The organism is Stenotrophomonas sp. FR024 (assembly GCF_047500745.2).
GTDB lineage: Bacteria > Pseudomonadota > Gammaproteobacteria > Xanthomonadales > Xanthomonadaceae > Stenotrophomonas > Stenotrophomonas maltophilia_A.
Window position 1 is genome coordinate 1 of record NZ_JAXAXM020000015.1, and the last position, 13,051, is coordinate 13,051.

17 protein-coding genes are annotated in these 13,051 nt (G+C 64.7%); 8 read left to right on the forward strand and 9 right to left on the reverse strand.

Annotation, left to right across the window (positions count from 1 at the left end):
• Positions 1-140 precede the first annotated feature (140 nt).
• Positions 141-425 (reverse strand): hypothetical protein, encoded by a 285-nt coding sequence (locus ACMZ91_RS15995; protein WP_032130412.1) that lies wholly within the window; start codon positions 423-425, stop codon positions 141-143.
• A gap of 90 nt (positions 426-515) precedes the next feature.
• Between ACMZ91_RS15995 and ACMZ91_RS16000 the strand changes: the two genes are divergently transcribed.
• From ACMZ91_RS16000 to ACMZ91_RS16010, 3 genes are all read left to right on the forward strand, one after another.
• Entirely contained in the window at positions 516-932 is a 417-nt protein-coding gene (locus ACMZ91_RS16000; protein ID WP_049399133.1) for a hypothetical protein, read from the forward strand.
• Positions 933-1,001: 69 nt separating this feature from the next.
• Positions 1,002-1,325 carry a hypothetical protein gene (locus tag ACMZ91_RS16005; protein WP_049462916.1) on the forward strand — a complete coding sequence of 108 codons (324 nt, stop codon included), beginning with the start codon at positions 1,002-1,004 and terminating at the stop codon, positions 1,323-1,325.
• Positions 1,326-1,456: 131 nt separating this feature from the next.
• Entirely contained in the window at positions 1,457-2,299 is an 843-nt protein-coding gene (locus tag ACMZ91_RS16010) for a class I SAM-dependent methyltransferase (protein WP_049462917.1), read from the forward strand.
• Positions 2,300-2,302: 3 nt separating this feature from the next.
• Here ACMZ91_RS16010 and ACMZ91_RS16015 read toward each other — a convergent pair whose 3' ends face one another.
• Entirely contained in the window at positions 2,303-3,271 is a 969-nt protein-coding gene (locus ACMZ91_RS16015) for a polysaccharide deacetylase family protein (RefSeq protein ID WP_049462918.1), read from the reverse strand.
• Positions 3,272-3,341: 70 nt separating this feature from the next.
• Positions 3,342-4,001 (reverse strand): hypothetical protein, encoded by a 660-nt coding sequence (locus ACMZ91_RS16020; protein ID WP_177179481.1) that lies wholly within the window; start codon positions 3,999-4,001, stop codon positions 3,342-3,344.
• Between the two features lie 133 nt (positions 4,002-4,134).
• Between ACMZ91_RS16020 and ACMZ91_RS16025 the strand changes: the two genes are divergently transcribed.
• Positions 4,135-4,815: a hypothetical protein gene (locus tag ACMZ91_RS16025; RefSeq protein ID WP_049462920.1), complete on the forward strand. Its 681-nt coding sequence runs from the start codon at positions 4,135-4,137 to the stop codon at positions 4,813-4,815.
• A 91-nt stretch (positions 4,816-4,906) separates the two neighbouring features.
• Here the strand turns inward: ACMZ91_RS16025 and ACMZ91_RS16030 are convergent, their stop codons facing one another.
• Both ACMZ91_RS16030 and ACMZ91_RS16035 read right to left on the reverse strand, forming a co-directional pair.
• Positions 4,907-5,080, reverse strand: coding sequence for a hypothetical protein (locus ACMZ91_RS16030; RefSeq protein ID WP_097048477.1), 174 nt, complete (start codon positions 5,078-5,080; stop codon positions 4,907-4,909).
• Between the two features lie 9 nt (positions 5,081-5,089).
• A complete protein-coding gene (locus ACMZ91_RS16035) occupies positions 5,090-5,902 on the reverse strand; it encodes an alpha/beta fold hydrolase (RefSeq protein ID WP_049462921.1) in 813 nt (270 codons plus the stop codon).
• 222 nt (positions 5,903-6,124) lie between these two features.
• On the opposite strand from ACMZ91_RS16035, the gene ACMZ91_RS16040 reads away from it, so the two are divergent.
• Together ACMZ91_RS16040 and ACMZ91_RS16045 are read left to right on the forward strand one after the other, a co-directional pair.
• Complete coding sequence (locus ACMZ91_RS16040) at positions 6,125-6,604, forward strand: nuclear transport factor 2 family protein (protein ID WP_049462922.1); 480 nt, start codon at positions 6,125-6,127, stop codon at positions 6,602-6,604.
• 75 nt (positions 6,605-6,679) lie between these two features.
• Positions 6,680-7,072: an XVIPCD domain-containing protein gene (locus ACMZ91_RS16045; RefSeq protein WP_049462923.1), complete on the forward strand. Its 393-nt coding sequence runs from the start codon at positions 6,680-6,682 to the stop codon at positions 7,070-7,072.
• 3 nt (positions 7,073-7,075) lie between these two features.
• Here ACMZ91_RS16045 and ACMZ91_RS16050 read toward each other — a convergent pair whose 3' ends face one another.
• The 3 genes from ACMZ91_RS16050 to ACMZ91_RS16060 form a co-directional block, all read right to left on the reverse strand.
• Positions 7,076-8,020, reverse strand: coding sequence for an XVIPCD domain-containing protein (locus ACMZ91_RS16050; protein ID WP_049462924.1), 945 nt, complete (start codon positions 8,018-8,020; stop codon positions 7,076-7,078).
• A gap of 9 nt (positions 8,021-8,029) precedes the next feature.
• Positions 8,030-8,542: a hypothetical protein gene (locus ACMZ91_RS16055; protein WP_049462925.1), complete on the reverse strand. Its 513-nt coding sequence runs from the start codon at positions 8,540-8,542 to the stop codon at positions 8,030-8,032.
• Positions 8,543-8,828: 286 nt separating this feature from the next.
• The gene (locus tag ACMZ91_RS16060; protein ID WP_049462926.1) at positions 8,829-9,974 is read right to left on the reverse strand and encodes a YncE family protein; all 1,146 of its coding nucleotides are present in this window, start codon (positions 9,972-9,974) and stop codon (positions 8,829-8,831) included.
• A 219-nt stretch (positions 9,975-10,193) separates the two neighbouring features.
• On the opposite strand from ACMZ91_RS16060, the gene ACMZ91_RS16065 reads away from it, so the two are divergent.
• Positions 10,194-10,976: a hypothetical protein gene (locus ACMZ91_RS16065; protein WP_143048150.1), complete on the forward strand. Its 783-nt coding sequence runs from the start codon at positions 10,194-10,196 to the stop codon at positions 10,974-10,976.
• Positions 10,977-11,018: 42 nt separating this feature from the next.
• On the opposite strand, the gene ACMZ91_RS16070 is transcribed toward ACMZ91_RS16065, so the two are convergent.
• Complete coding sequence (locus tag ACMZ91_RS16070; RefSeq protein ID WP_049462928.1) at positions 11,019-11,945, reverse strand: XVIPCD domain-containing protein; 927 nt, start codon at positions 11,943-11,945, stop codon at positions 11,019-11,021.
• A 219-nt stretch (positions 11,946-12,164) separates the two neighbouring features.
• On the opposite strand from ACMZ91_RS16070, the gene ACMZ91_RS16075 reads away from it, so the two are divergent.
• Positions 12,165-13,025 carry a hypothetical protein gene (locus ACMZ91_RS16075; protein ID WP_049462929.1) on the forward strand — a complete coding sequence of 287 codons (861 nt, stop codon included), beginning with the start codon at positions 12,165-12,167 and terminating at the stop codon, positions 13,023-13,025.
• The last annotated feature ends 26 nt before the right edge of the window (positions 13,026-13,051 follow it).

Here is a 13,051-nt window from a genome sequence, read left to right on the forward strand (position 1 = left end):
CGTTCGTGTGCGGGATGGGGATCGCTCGACTCGTCTGTCGGCTAGTATCCGCAGATGCATGCTTGACGGTCCCTCCACCCTGGCTCCTACATACCTCGTAGGAGCCGGGAGGAACATACAAGCATGGCTCGACTCTACAACTACAGCTTCAACATCATCCGCAGCAGGTACATCAGCAGCGGCAGCGCGCTCAGCACTGCACCACCGATGCCGATCCACGGCCAGCGCTCGCCGCGCACGCGCGAAGCCACCGCCAGACCGCAGCCCACCAGCGCCGCGCCCAGCACCCCCACGCCCAATCCCGCAGCCATGCCATTGCCGCCTGCGGCCACCGCCGCCTGCGCAGCGAGGCTGCCCGCGCCCCAGCCCACCACGATCCCCAGCCAACTGGCCACGCCGCACCACGGTGCCTTGTCCTTCGCCATCCGAAAACCCCTGTGTCCTTGCCGAATTTCTGTACGGACCACGCCCGTGCACTGCCTACACTAGCCGCACCTGCCCCGTCGGGACATCCCATGCGCACGCTCCGCCTGCTGCTGCCCGGTGCCCTCCTGCTGCTCACCGCCTGCAGTGGTGATGCCGGGCTTCCTTTCAGCGCCGACCCGTTGCAGGGCTGCTTCGCCACCGGCGCGCGCAAACCGGCCGATTTCCGCATCGACAAGGAAGGCGGCCAGTACTTCGTCTCCTTCAGCCGCGGTGACCAGTGGCAGCGCGAACCCAACGCCCTGCACAAAGCCACCCGCAGCGAGATCAGCCGCTACTTCCGCGATGACGCCGAGCAGATCGACAGCGCGTTGATCCGCATGGCCGGTGGCTTCGGCATCTTCCACTTCAACAAGGGCGCGACGCTGAAGGGCAAGGCCAGTGATAGTGACTACATGGCGCTGATGCTGATCGGGGCTGGGCCCGTATACGCGGTCAAGTGCCCGTAAGACGCAATGATTCTGATGGCGGCTCAGGGCAATATGAGCACATCCTGTCTTCTTTGAGGAGCGATGCCAATGCTGCTGTTTCTGCTGCTTGCGTTAAGCGCGCCGAAGACCCAGGGTGCCTATGACGAAGTCCGGGAACTGCCCGACGGCCAGACACTGATATTGCGCACCCTGGACTGGGATCTCGGCGATGGTCGCCACGAGCGCGTTACCGTGCATTGGCTGCTGCAGGAAGACGGCAGCCTGCGCTACGACTTTGATCGGCAGCCACCGGAAACCCAGGAGGTCCACCGTCAGTCGTGCGCGCGAGTAGGCATGCAGCCGTCGCGTGGCGTCGGCGTGATTTCAGGGGAAGGAACCACACACGGCTACAGCTGCACCAGCCAGCGGTAGCGCCGAGCCCACGCTCGGCTCCGCCATGCCGGCACCCACGCGTGGCGTGGATCTAGCGCAACAGCAGCCACACGTGGCCCCGGCAACAGCTGCGGTACCATGCCCTCCCCCGAACCGCCCCGGTACCCGCCGTGCCTCATTACACCGGCCCCCTGCTGACCCGCGACAGCGCTGACACCCTGCGCCGTGCCCATGACAAGGGCGCTGCTGAATGGCAGGGCTCGCTCGACCTGGGCCTGAGCCAGGACAGCGTGGCCCTGAACGCCGACGGCTTCTACTTCCGTGGCCAGCGCTACCCGTGGCCGGGCAAGTTGAAGGACCGCACGCTGTACTACTGGGACGGCGAGGACTTCGCACCGATCTCGCGCTACAGCGGTTCGCTGATCAAACTGGTGCCCACCGAATGGGGCGCACCGACCTTCGAGATCGACGGCATCAAGATGCTGCCGACCTCCAAGCTGTCACCGTTCGAGGATGCGCGCCGCAAGGTCGAGCTGGTCGCCCCGGCCGGCAAGGTCATCCTCGATACCTGCGGCGGCCTGGGCTACTTCGCCGCCTGCGCGCTGGAGGCCGGTGTCGGCCAGATCCGCTCGTTCGAGAAGAACGCCGATGTGATGTGGCTGCGCACGCTCAACCCGTGGTCGCCGGATCCGGACTCGGCCGCCGCCGGGAGCCGTCTGCAGTTCAGCCACGGCGATGTCTCGCAGCAGATCGAGCAGGTGGCAAGCAACAGTGTCGACGCGATCCTGCACGACCCGCCGCGCTTTGGCATCGCCGGCGAGTTGTACTCGCAGGTGTTCTACGACCACCTCGCCCGCGTCATCCGCAAGGGAGGGCGCCTGTTCCACTACACCGGCGCGCCGAACAAGCTGACCAGCGGCCGCGACGTGCCGCGCGAAGTGGCCAAGCGCCTGGAAAAGGCCGGTTTCAAGGCCGAGCTGGCGCTGGACGGCGTGCTGGCCGTCAAGCGCTGAGCTTCATTCCGAGTCAACCTTCGCCAGCTTCATCACCCACTTCGGCACTTCCGGTTCACCGGCGTAGAAGTCTTTCGGCTTCTTCTCGGCCATCGCCCAGCGGTGCAGCCAGCTCGGGCCATAGCGACCGCTGTAGCCCTCGGCGCCACGCCCGTAAGCAGGATCGCGCATCGCCTCATCCAGTGAAATGAAGCGATAGCCGCGCCGCTTCGTCGCCGCCACCAGTTCGGCGAAGGTGGCTGCATTGAGTTCGTTGGCATGCATCAGCCACACCTGCGGCAGCGCGTAGCCCAGCAGCGCCTGCGACTGCTTCTCGTAGTAGTCCAGCTTGTTCAGCATGTAGGGCACATAGCCCTTGCGCAGCTGCGCCAGCATCGCCTCGCGCGCCGGGGAATCAGGCTGCTCGTTCATCACGTTGGCATAGGCGAAGGCCCACACCCACTCACCGTTGTCGACCGTCACCGGCGCCACGCGGTAGCCATGCTGCTTGAAGAACACGTCCATCTCCGCGCGTTCTTCCGGTGTGCGTCCGGCACGCAGATAGGGATGGCGCATCCACTGCGGTTTCAGTCCGCGCTCGGCCAGCAGCGGCCGCAGCACCGTTTCACCACGCAGAAAATCCTGCTGGAACGCAGGCCCCCCCCTGGCGTTCAGATCCATGTGCGAATAGGTGTGGTTGCCCAGCACATGCCCGGCGTCCAGCCAGTCGCGCAGCATCTGCACCCGCGCGGGCTGCACGTGTCCGTTGATCTCAAGCTTGTTCTCGTTGACGAAGCCGACCACCGGCACCCCCGCCTGGCGAAGCTGGGCCATCAGCGCTTCGTGCCGCGATTGCAGGTCCGGCGGAACGATCTCGTCCACCCGCGCCCACGGCAGGTCGTCGATGGTCATCGCGATCCGGCGATCCACCTCGGCGGCGTGTACCGCCAACGAACACAGCAGCAATGGCACCGCACGCAGCAACCAACGCATCAGCACATCCTTGCAGGGGTGAAGTGCTGACTCTAGCGCGATTGCGGACGCGCGGCCGGTCCCACACCCGCTATAGGCCGGGCGACTGCACCTGACGTTCGCGCACGATCGCCCGCCACAGCATGAATCCCGCAGCCATCGCCATCAGCATCAACGCGACCAGCACCAGGGCAAGATCATCGGGATTGCGCAGCAGCGGTGCATGCTCATGGGTGAGGATCTCGAACACCACCTGCTGCGCCTGTGCCAGCGGCAACCGGCCCTGCTCGCCCAGCTCCACCAGGCACGCCGCTGGGGACAGCTTGGCCACGCCAGTCCATGCCAGGTCGTACAGGTGCAATGCCCTGAGGGCCAGCGCCAGGATCGCGGCGTGCAGCGCCATCAGCCCCCAGTTGGCACGTCGCAGGCGTTCCGACAGGCGGCCCAGCCGGTAGACGCTGATCGACATCGCGCCCAGCAGCGCCAGTACCACGCCCGCCATCGGAATCCACTGCAAGGGTTGCCACGGTGCAAGCGCAGTGGACCGCGCCAGCAGTTGTTCGGCCACCTGCATGCGCGCGACAGGGTCGGGCCCACCGCATGCATCATCCACCGGCTCCAGCAGCAGTCCCACACGGTAGTGGAAGAAGCCGACTGCAAGGGCTACCGCCAGCAGCGCCACCACCTGCAGTGCCAGCAGGATCGGGCCAGGACCACAGATACGACAGAAGCGGGTAGCAGCAGAGACCATCGGTTCATCCATGACAACAAAGGACCATCCTAACCAAGCGCCCTGTGCTTGTCGGCTGGCGGATACGACAACCGGCGCGCGGTCCCGGTAGGATGTGGATGAGCATGGATGGTCGTATGTAGAGGTGTTGTGGATGGTCACGCTGTATCTGTGGGTGCGAACGCTGCTTCCGCTGCTGGCGTTCGTGATCGCCTGGATGCTGCTGTCGCGCCTGATCAAGGCCCGCGTGGCGCGCCTTCCACGGGTTCCCTTGAACCTGCCCGAGCACAGCAGCAGCCCGCGCAGGAAGGACCGGCGCATCTACGCGCGCAAGCTGCGGCGAAAGCCAGGTCTGCGTACCGCAACTCGCCCGGCCTCCGCGCCGCGCAGCTGGAACCTCGCAGCGGTGTTCGTTTCGCTCTTCACGTTGATCGCCACCGTGCTGGTCGTGCCGGATGGCGCGCGCTTCCAGGTCATGGTCGAGAGCATCACCGGCTACCCGGCTACGATTGCTGAAGTACATGTTCCCGCTGCCGGGCAGCCCCTCGTACTGCAGGCGTGGCAGCCAGCACTGGCGCAACTGTCGCGGCCGGTAACGATGCGCTACCTGATCGGACGCACCGGCGGCGAGCATGATGCGCACGCCATGCTACCGGTACAGGTGAGGCATCAGGGGGATCGCCTGCAGGTGGCTACGGCAGTGCCGGTGGATGCCGAGCTGCTGCGTGCAGAGCTTGCGCGCTTGGCGGGGCTGCCGACGGAGGCAATCACCGTCCGCCAGCGCGAGATCTCACCCTGGCTGGAACCCGGCTGGAAGCCCCTGGTCGACCTGTAGAGTCGAGCCCATGCTCGGCTGCTGTTGCAGTAGATCCACGCCATGCATGGATGGATGCAGAGCGGAGTCGAGCATGGCTCGATTCTACAGATCACGATCCGCGCGGCAGCTTCGCGGCCCACATGTTGTCCACCAGATTGGGATAACGCCGCCCGTTCTCTTCCGCGCGCTGCCGGGCTGCCTCCTTCTGCGCAGGCGACAACGGCTGCGACGTCTGGCCCTTGGGATTGGGCTTCTTCCACGGGGGCGTCTTCGGTTCACGCATGGGCGCAGCTTACTGCTTCAGAAAGTTCAACAGCGCCAGATTGAAGTGATCCGCATGACTGGTGTTGCAGCCATGCGGCGCGCCTTCCAGGATCACCACCTCGCTGCCCGCAATCGCCTCATGGGTGCGCTGGCCGGAGCCCTCGAACGGCACGATGGCGTCACTGTCACCGTGCAGGATCAAGGTCGGCACCGTGATCTTCTTCAGGTCATCGCGGAAATCGGTAGTGGCAAACGCCTTCATGCAGCCCAGCGCCGCCACCTGGTCGGATTGATGGCACAGCGCGATCGCCGCCTGACGCGTCTCTTCGGTCACCATCAACTGGCCGTTGGCGCTGAAGAAATCGCGGGTGAAGCCATCGAAGAACGCCTCACGATCCTTCTCAAGACCGCTGCGCATTTCATCGGCCTTTTCCTGGGTGAGCGGGCCATCCGGGTTGTCATCACTGCGCAGCAGATACGGCGGCACCGCCGCTGCAAACACCACGCTGTGCAGACGGTCCTGCCCATGATTGCTCACATAGCGCGCCACCTCACCGCCGCCCATCGAGAAGCCGACCAGGCTGACGTCGTGCAGGTCACGCTCCTCGATCACCCCGGCCAGGTCCGCTGCCAGCGTGTCGTAGTCATAGCCCTCGGCCGGCTTGTCGGAACGGCCGAAGCCGCGCCGGTCGTAACTGATCACCCGATGCTGCGCATCGCGCAGGATCGACACCTGTTGTTTCCAGGCATCGGCAGACAGCGGCCAGCCGTGGATCAGAATGATCGGGCGGCCGTCACCACCGGTGTCTTCAACGTGCAGGCGGATGCGGGAAGCAGGCATGGGAGCTCCTGTGGAAGGGGAGGCTTTCAGGCTATTGGCCGGCCCCTATCGCGACCGTGACGGAATCGCCGATCGCCATGACATCGCCTGCACAGGCGACGCCGCCGGAGCCGGGCCGTCAATGCGGGCATTCACTCCGTAGAAGGGCCGTTTCATCGGAAGCCGGCTGCAGCGGCCCAAACGCCATGCGAGCCTGCATGAACCATCCCCGGGAGTTTCGCCATGCTGCTGCTTACCTTGCCCCTGCTTGCTGCCGGTCTCGCTGCCGCACCGTCGCCCGCCGATGACCTGCGCCAACAGATCCGCCAGGCCGATACCCAGCTGTTTGCTGTGGCCTTCGAGGCCTGCGATGCCGACAGGGCCGCCGCGATGACCACCGAAGACATGGAGTTCTTCCATGACAAGGACGGCAAGTCAGCCAGCAACCGCGAGGACTTCCGCCGCAGCGTGGCCAACATGTGCAGCAATGCGCGCGAGGGCGGCTGGAGCCTGCGCCGTGAGCTGGTGGAACCTTCGCTGCAGGTGTTCCCCTTGCGCGACGAGCGGGCGCTGGAAATCGGCGACCACCGCTTCCATGAACGCGGCAAGGACGGCGTGGAGCGCTGGGTGGGCCAGGCCCGCTTCATCCAGGTCTGGCGCCGCGTGGACGGGCGTTGGCTGGCCGAACGGGTGATCAGCTACGACCATCGGCCGGCGGACTGACCCCTCGGGCGCGCTTCACGGGCCGGATCTATACTGACCGGGCCCACCACGACCCATCGCTACCGTTCGATCGCCATGCCAGAGATCACCCCCAACCACCCCGACTACGGCCTCAACCAGCAGATCCGCCAGGGCGTGGCCGCACTGGACGCCCAGCATGGCCGTCCGTTCGACCAGACCAGCGAGCGCCTGGCCGCCAGCCTGACTGTACTCGCCCGCGAGCAGGGCCTGCAGCAGGTCGACCATGTGCTGGTCAGCAATGCGACGGCCCAGCATCCGGCCGGGCACAACATCTTCGTGGTGCAGGGCGACCCGACCAATCCTGCGCATCTGCGGGCAATGATGCCGACCGCTGTGGCGGCGCAGATGCCGGTGGAGCAGTCGATGCAGGCGTTGGGGTTGACGGCGCAACAGCAGGTCGAGCCGCAAGCGCAGGAAATGCAGAATCCCACTCCGCGGATGGGGTGAGCGTCAGCTCATCCGCATCATGCTCTGCTCCTGCACGGCCAGTTGAGGCTCCTGACCTACCGCAAGCGCCTGCGCCTTCTGGTCCTGCTCCAGCTGCTCCACCTTGGCGAACGATTGCTCCACGGGTGCTTGCGCGGCCGTTGCGGTCTCCATGGATGCCCGCGTATGCGCCGGGTTCGCTGGATCGCCCTCGATAAGGAAGATCCGCTGGCCTGCCCCTGCATCTGCAGTGGCCTGGCTCAGCGCCACGTAATCCACCCGCTCGATACCCTTTTCCTTCGCCAACGCGAGCAGACTCGCAGAGATACGCTCGCTTGCATCGTCGTAGACTCGGCCATGCTGCTGGTCCACCTCCGCCACCTTGCTGCGAATGGACTCCAGCAGCTCCCTGTCTTTCTGCGGAAGATGCTGCTCGCTGATCAGGCGCTGCATAAGCGTGCGCTCCGGCATCGGGTTGCGCACTTCCCTGTTCAGCTCGCTGTCCGGAAATGGCGCGCGGATGCTACGGATCGCATCCACGTTGTCCAGCGGCTTGAGGTTGCCCTCGAAGCCCTTCCGCTCCATGCCCAAGATGTTATGACGATGCAGGCCCGCGTGATTCAACGCGCCCCAGGTGAAGTCGATGCAGCTGTTGCTGGCGCCGTTGTAGTTCATCTCAAAGCCATGCTTCGCAGGGGCGTTTCCAAACGCCAGCAGCTTGTCGTACTGCTCCTTGGAGATCTCCATATCACGTCGGTAGATCGGCTTCTGATACTGATCTGCATCATTGGTGTACACCTTGCCCGGGCCACTTCGGGCGCCATGCTCTTCCGGCGCGAATCCCAGGCTGTGGCTCGTCTTTCCATCGGAGACCGTGTAGTACACATGCCCGGCCATGGACGTTCCACCGGCCCGCAACGGTGTTCCGGGTGCGGCAACGTAGATGGAAACAATATAGCGATCATCCATGACGTACTCCTACTTGGCGCGGTGTGTGTAAGCCAACTGCAGTTCAGACGGAACAGCCTCCAGCCCCGCGGCCGGTGACAGCAGGCGAAGGCGCAGGCGGTAGTGACCGGGTTTCACCTGCTCGGCCCAGGCAAAGGTCACGGTGCGATAGTGCCCGTCCGGCCCAATCAGACCGGCAGCCACCAGGGACGCGTCGTCAGCACTGTCGGGTACTACGCCGGGCACATGCCCATCCGAGCCGACAGCCACCATTTCAGAAGGTTCAAAACCATTGAACTGGCGACGGGTCAGCGGCACCGGCTCAGTACCAACCTGCTCGACACGTTCAAGCAGCACTTCAGCCGGCAGTCCCTCGCGCACGAGGCGTTCGGCAGCCTGCGCTGCCTGTGCGTCATCCTCGCCTTTCACGCGAAGGCCGATCAGCAACGTGGGGGCAGCGTTCGGGCCGGGCGGTGTCAGTTCAAAATCGACCACCATCGGTTCATGCATGGCGGTGACCGGGAACGGTCGGATGATCGGCACGACGTTCTCCTGAGCTGTGGCCGCGCGGGTTTGGGGTGCGGGGGCCGCGGCGGGTTGGCAGGCCGCCAGCAGAACCAAGCATGCAGCGCTGGCCGTCCTCAACAGGTAATTCCGAAGTGTCATCCATGGACCTCGTCTGTAGCGTCTTCTGAAAATCTACACCAGGTGCGTAAGCCACAACGTGATGCCAGCTGGATTCCAGGGCATCGGACTGCGCCGTTCAGGTGAAAATGAAGAAGGGCAGGACGCATCGCCCTGCCCTTCCCTCTCACGCTGCCGAACAGCCTTACAGCTGAATCCGCGCCACGCTCTCGTCGGCGCCCTTGTCATCCTTCTCGCCGTTCTTGATGCTCACGTACAGCACGTTGTTCTTCGCATCCAGCGCCAGACTGTTCGGGTGGGTCGGCACCGTGTAGGTGGCCACCTTCTGGTAGCTGTCACTGTTGTAGGCCGTCACCGTACCGGCTTCGCGGTTGGTCACGTACAGGCGCTTGCGCGGTGCATCCAGCAGGATGCCCAGCGGGCCGGCGTCGGTCGGGATGCTGGCCAGTTCCTTGCCAGTGCTGCGGTCGAGCACCAGCACGCGCTGGCCCGGATGCTTGCTGACCAGGCCGCTGCTCTTGGCCTGGTAGCCACGCAGGAATTCCGAGCCCTGGTCGGTCACGAACAGGCGCTTGCCGGCCGGGTCCAGCGCGATGTTCATCGGCTGCTCGGCGGCGATCTTGTGCTGTGCCACCACCTTGTTCGAATCGGTGCCCACCACCACCAGATCGGCCAGCAGGTTGCTGGTGTAGACGCGCTTGTTGGCCGCATCCAGCGCCAGGCCCGGTGCCTTGGCATTGCCCAGGCCGTCGATGGTGTTGATCACCTTCAGCGTGGTGGTATCGATCACGAACAGCACGCTGCTCACGTCCGGCTGGCTGCTGTGGCCGGTCACGTACAGGCGGTTGGCCGCGCTGTCGACCACCAGTTCGCGCAGGTCGTGGGTGTAAGCAGCCTTGCCGTCCTTGCCGGTCTTCTTCTCCATCAGCTGGATGGTGCCGACGGCCTTGTTCTGCGCGGTGTCGACCACGGTCACCGACAGGTCCACGGTGTTGCCCACGTACAGGCGGTTGTGGGCGTCATCCAGCACCACGCCGAACGCTTTGCGCTCCAGCGGGATGCGGGTTTCCACGGCCAGCGTGGCCGGGTTCAGGCGCAGCACCTGGGCCGGGCCGGCGTCATCGCCAAAACCACCGGACGAGGCCACGAACACGGCATTCTGCTTCGGGCTGTAGGCCAGCTCGTACAGGCCCTTGGCCACCGCCTGGCGCTGCACGGCGGCGGTGGCACTGGCGGCGGGTGCGTTGTCGGCGAACGCGGAGGGCACGCCAAGGCTGAGCGAAACGGCAACGGCCAGGGCGGCCGAGCGGAAGAGAGGATTACGGAACATGCGAGCGTCCTTGAATGGGCACGGGAGGGTGTCCTGGCTCGCTGGGCCGTTCTACGACGGCCCGACCTGCATCTGTCTGCGCGGGGTGGGCTGGCTGGGTAGCGGGGGAATGGTAGCAGTTCTCAATTGGCGATGCGCCAATCGGTCTCGGCCACAGTGTGAGGACGAGAAACCGCTCGTTGGCATCTCCGCTCCCCGAAGATGTACGGCCTAAAGAACTTGGCCAACTCGCCGATTGCCACAGTGGGCAATCCACGTTTCGGAGCAAAATTGGAAATCAGGACACGCGCAAAAATCTACGCTTGGCTATTGCTGGCTGCTGCAATCAGCTACGTGGCGTGGTCATCATTGACGATATATACGCCCTTGGTCTCTAGTGAAACGGGTCAGACGTCGCTGAAGGAAATACGCGACTACAGCAATGAACTGGCAGAACGAATGCAGAAGACACGCGCCGAGCACAACCTCCCCTTCATTGGCGAGCAGCAGCTTACGATTGATCACGTTACAGGCATCAATCATCTGGCGGCCGACGCAGCAAGAGCGAGGCAAAGATACTTCGACCCTGAGCACACTTACGTTTGGAAGGGCATACTCGACGACATCAGTAACTACGTCCAACATCTGGACGGATTTGGATCCTCAGACCCAAATGATTCCAAGATGCGCCTTCAGGAACTGAACTCAGCACTCCTGCAGGTCTTGACCAATCGCGACAGGGCTGTGAAGACGATGGAGGGAACCAAGCAAATCTTCAGCGTTCATATTGGCGAAGCCAAGGGCTCGCTGTATACGGACATCCTGATGACGAAGACTTTGCTGGATGCCGGCGTGAACGAACACCTTCTGCTGACGACACAATCAAGTGCACCGCCATTCGAGGATATCGTCCGCTTGCAGAATGCGGAGTGGGCAGTATTCGAGCTGCATCAACAGTTGGGCCGCGACTACGAGCAAGCCAATCGAATCCCAACTGCGATTCGCCTGCTAATCGGGCGTTGATGACACAGCTCGTACAGCCGAGCAAGCAACCGTTGGCGCGGACTATTGCTCCTTCAACCGCAGCGAATCGGCCACATCGGTCTTGGCCGCCACTTCTGTAGCGATGCTGGCGCGGCGGTGCCCCGGGTCGTTGCGATCGCCCTGCACGATGAAGATGCTCTCGGCGGCATGGCTGCTTTGGGTCGGCTGGCTGAGCAGCACGTGGTCCACGCGCGAGAGATTGTTCTGCTTGGCCAGCACCAGCAGGCTGGCGCTGATGCGCTGGCTGGCGGCATCGAACGGGCGGCCATGCGCGGCATCCAGCTCGGCCACTTTCTGGATCAGCTGCGCGAACAGGCGATGGTCCGGATGCGAGGGGTCCAGCAGCGTGCCGGCCACTTCAATCGGCGTCGGCGGCGGCTCATCGCTGGCGCGGTCGCCCTGGCGATGGTGTTCGGCCTCGCGCTCGGGCATCGCATGGTGGGTTTCGGCATTCAGATCGCTACCCGGGAACGGCGCGGCAATGCACTGGATTTCCGGCAGGTTGAACAGCACCGCGAACTCGCCCAGATTGCTGCCGCCGTCCAGCGGCGCCGGCAGCGGATGCAGGCCAGCGTAGTGCAGCGCGGCCCAGACGAAATCGCTGCAGCGGTTGATGGTGGCCGGGCGATCCACATCGAATTCGAACTCGGCCGGTTCCTCGGCGAAATCACGCAGGCAGCCGTAATGCTCCTCAGTGATTTCCAGAGTGCGGCTGTAGTACGGGTCCAGATGCTCATCGGCATCGTCGTGGCGCACCTGCGCGTACTGCGCACCCGTGGGGGCTTCACCCGGCGCCTGGCGCGGCGGTGCGAAGCCGTAGCTGTGGGCCACGTCGCCTGCCGCCACCTGCAGGTACATGTGGCCGCGCGGGGAGATGCCTCCACTCTTAAGCAGGGTGCCGGGGGCGGCCAGATAAAGCGTTGCCGTGTAGCGTGTTGCCTGCTCCATGCCTGTTCAGCCTTGATGGGTGCTGCGGTCCTGGCTGGATGATGGCATAGGTGGGATGGGAGGCAGGTGGAGGAGCCCGGGGCCCGTAGTGGAGGCATGCTGAATGTGTGAACCAGCGAACGCTGAGGCACCGGATGCAGATATGGAGCGTGACCGGCTCTGTGGAATACGCCGCAGAACCTGTCCTATAGTGCCTCGTACACCTCAAGGAACGGCCGCATGAACCTGCCACCGCCGGGCCGCTGGTTGGCCCTGGCCATCGCCTTGGCAAGCAGCACGGCCTGCAGCAAGGCCCCCTCCAAGGAACCGGAGCACCGGGAGACCCCCATGACCGACACCGCACAGTCCCACACCGTGGACGGCTACACCTATACCACCGCCCCCGTGGAAGCCACGCTGGGCCCACACCGCTACGCCTTCCCCGCCAACCTGTACGACGACCAGATGGGTCCGGCGGTGGGCGGCGGCATCGGCCTCACCCTCCTGTGGCCCGACCTGCAGGCGGCACCGCCGGGCACGCGCGCCTCGCGCAGCATGTCCGACCACCACCGCGCCATCAGCCTGTCGCTGGATTACATCGACGCCCTCCCCATCGCCGAGCTGCTGCCGCGCAAGACCAGCACCGAAGCGACCACCGAGGACGGCTCGATCAACCGTGACGACCCGCGCCGCCGGCTGGACCTGCGCAACGCCGGTACGCCGCACTTCGGGCTCACCCCGTACGTCATCGACGAAGCCCGCATGACGCGGTTTTCCGAGGCGTATGCCGCGCAGCGCGGCGCGCCGCCGGTGCGCACGCCCGAAACCGACCAGGAGTGGTACATCGCCCGCGACACACAGGGCGCGCTGGCCACCTTCATCACCTGCAATCCGCCGCAGGATGGGCGCGAGGGGCTGACCGTGCAGGGCACCACGCTGGTGGATGACCCCGATGTGCCGGTGGCCACCTGCACGCATACCTTCACCGACCCGCAGGATGGGCTATCGGTGCGCGCGATCTACCCGCGCGTGCTGCTCAAGGACTGGAAGGCCGTGGAGGACGCCACGCGCGTCCTGCTGGCCCGCTACAAGCTGCGGTAACCGACCAGGGTTCAGGAGGAACGACA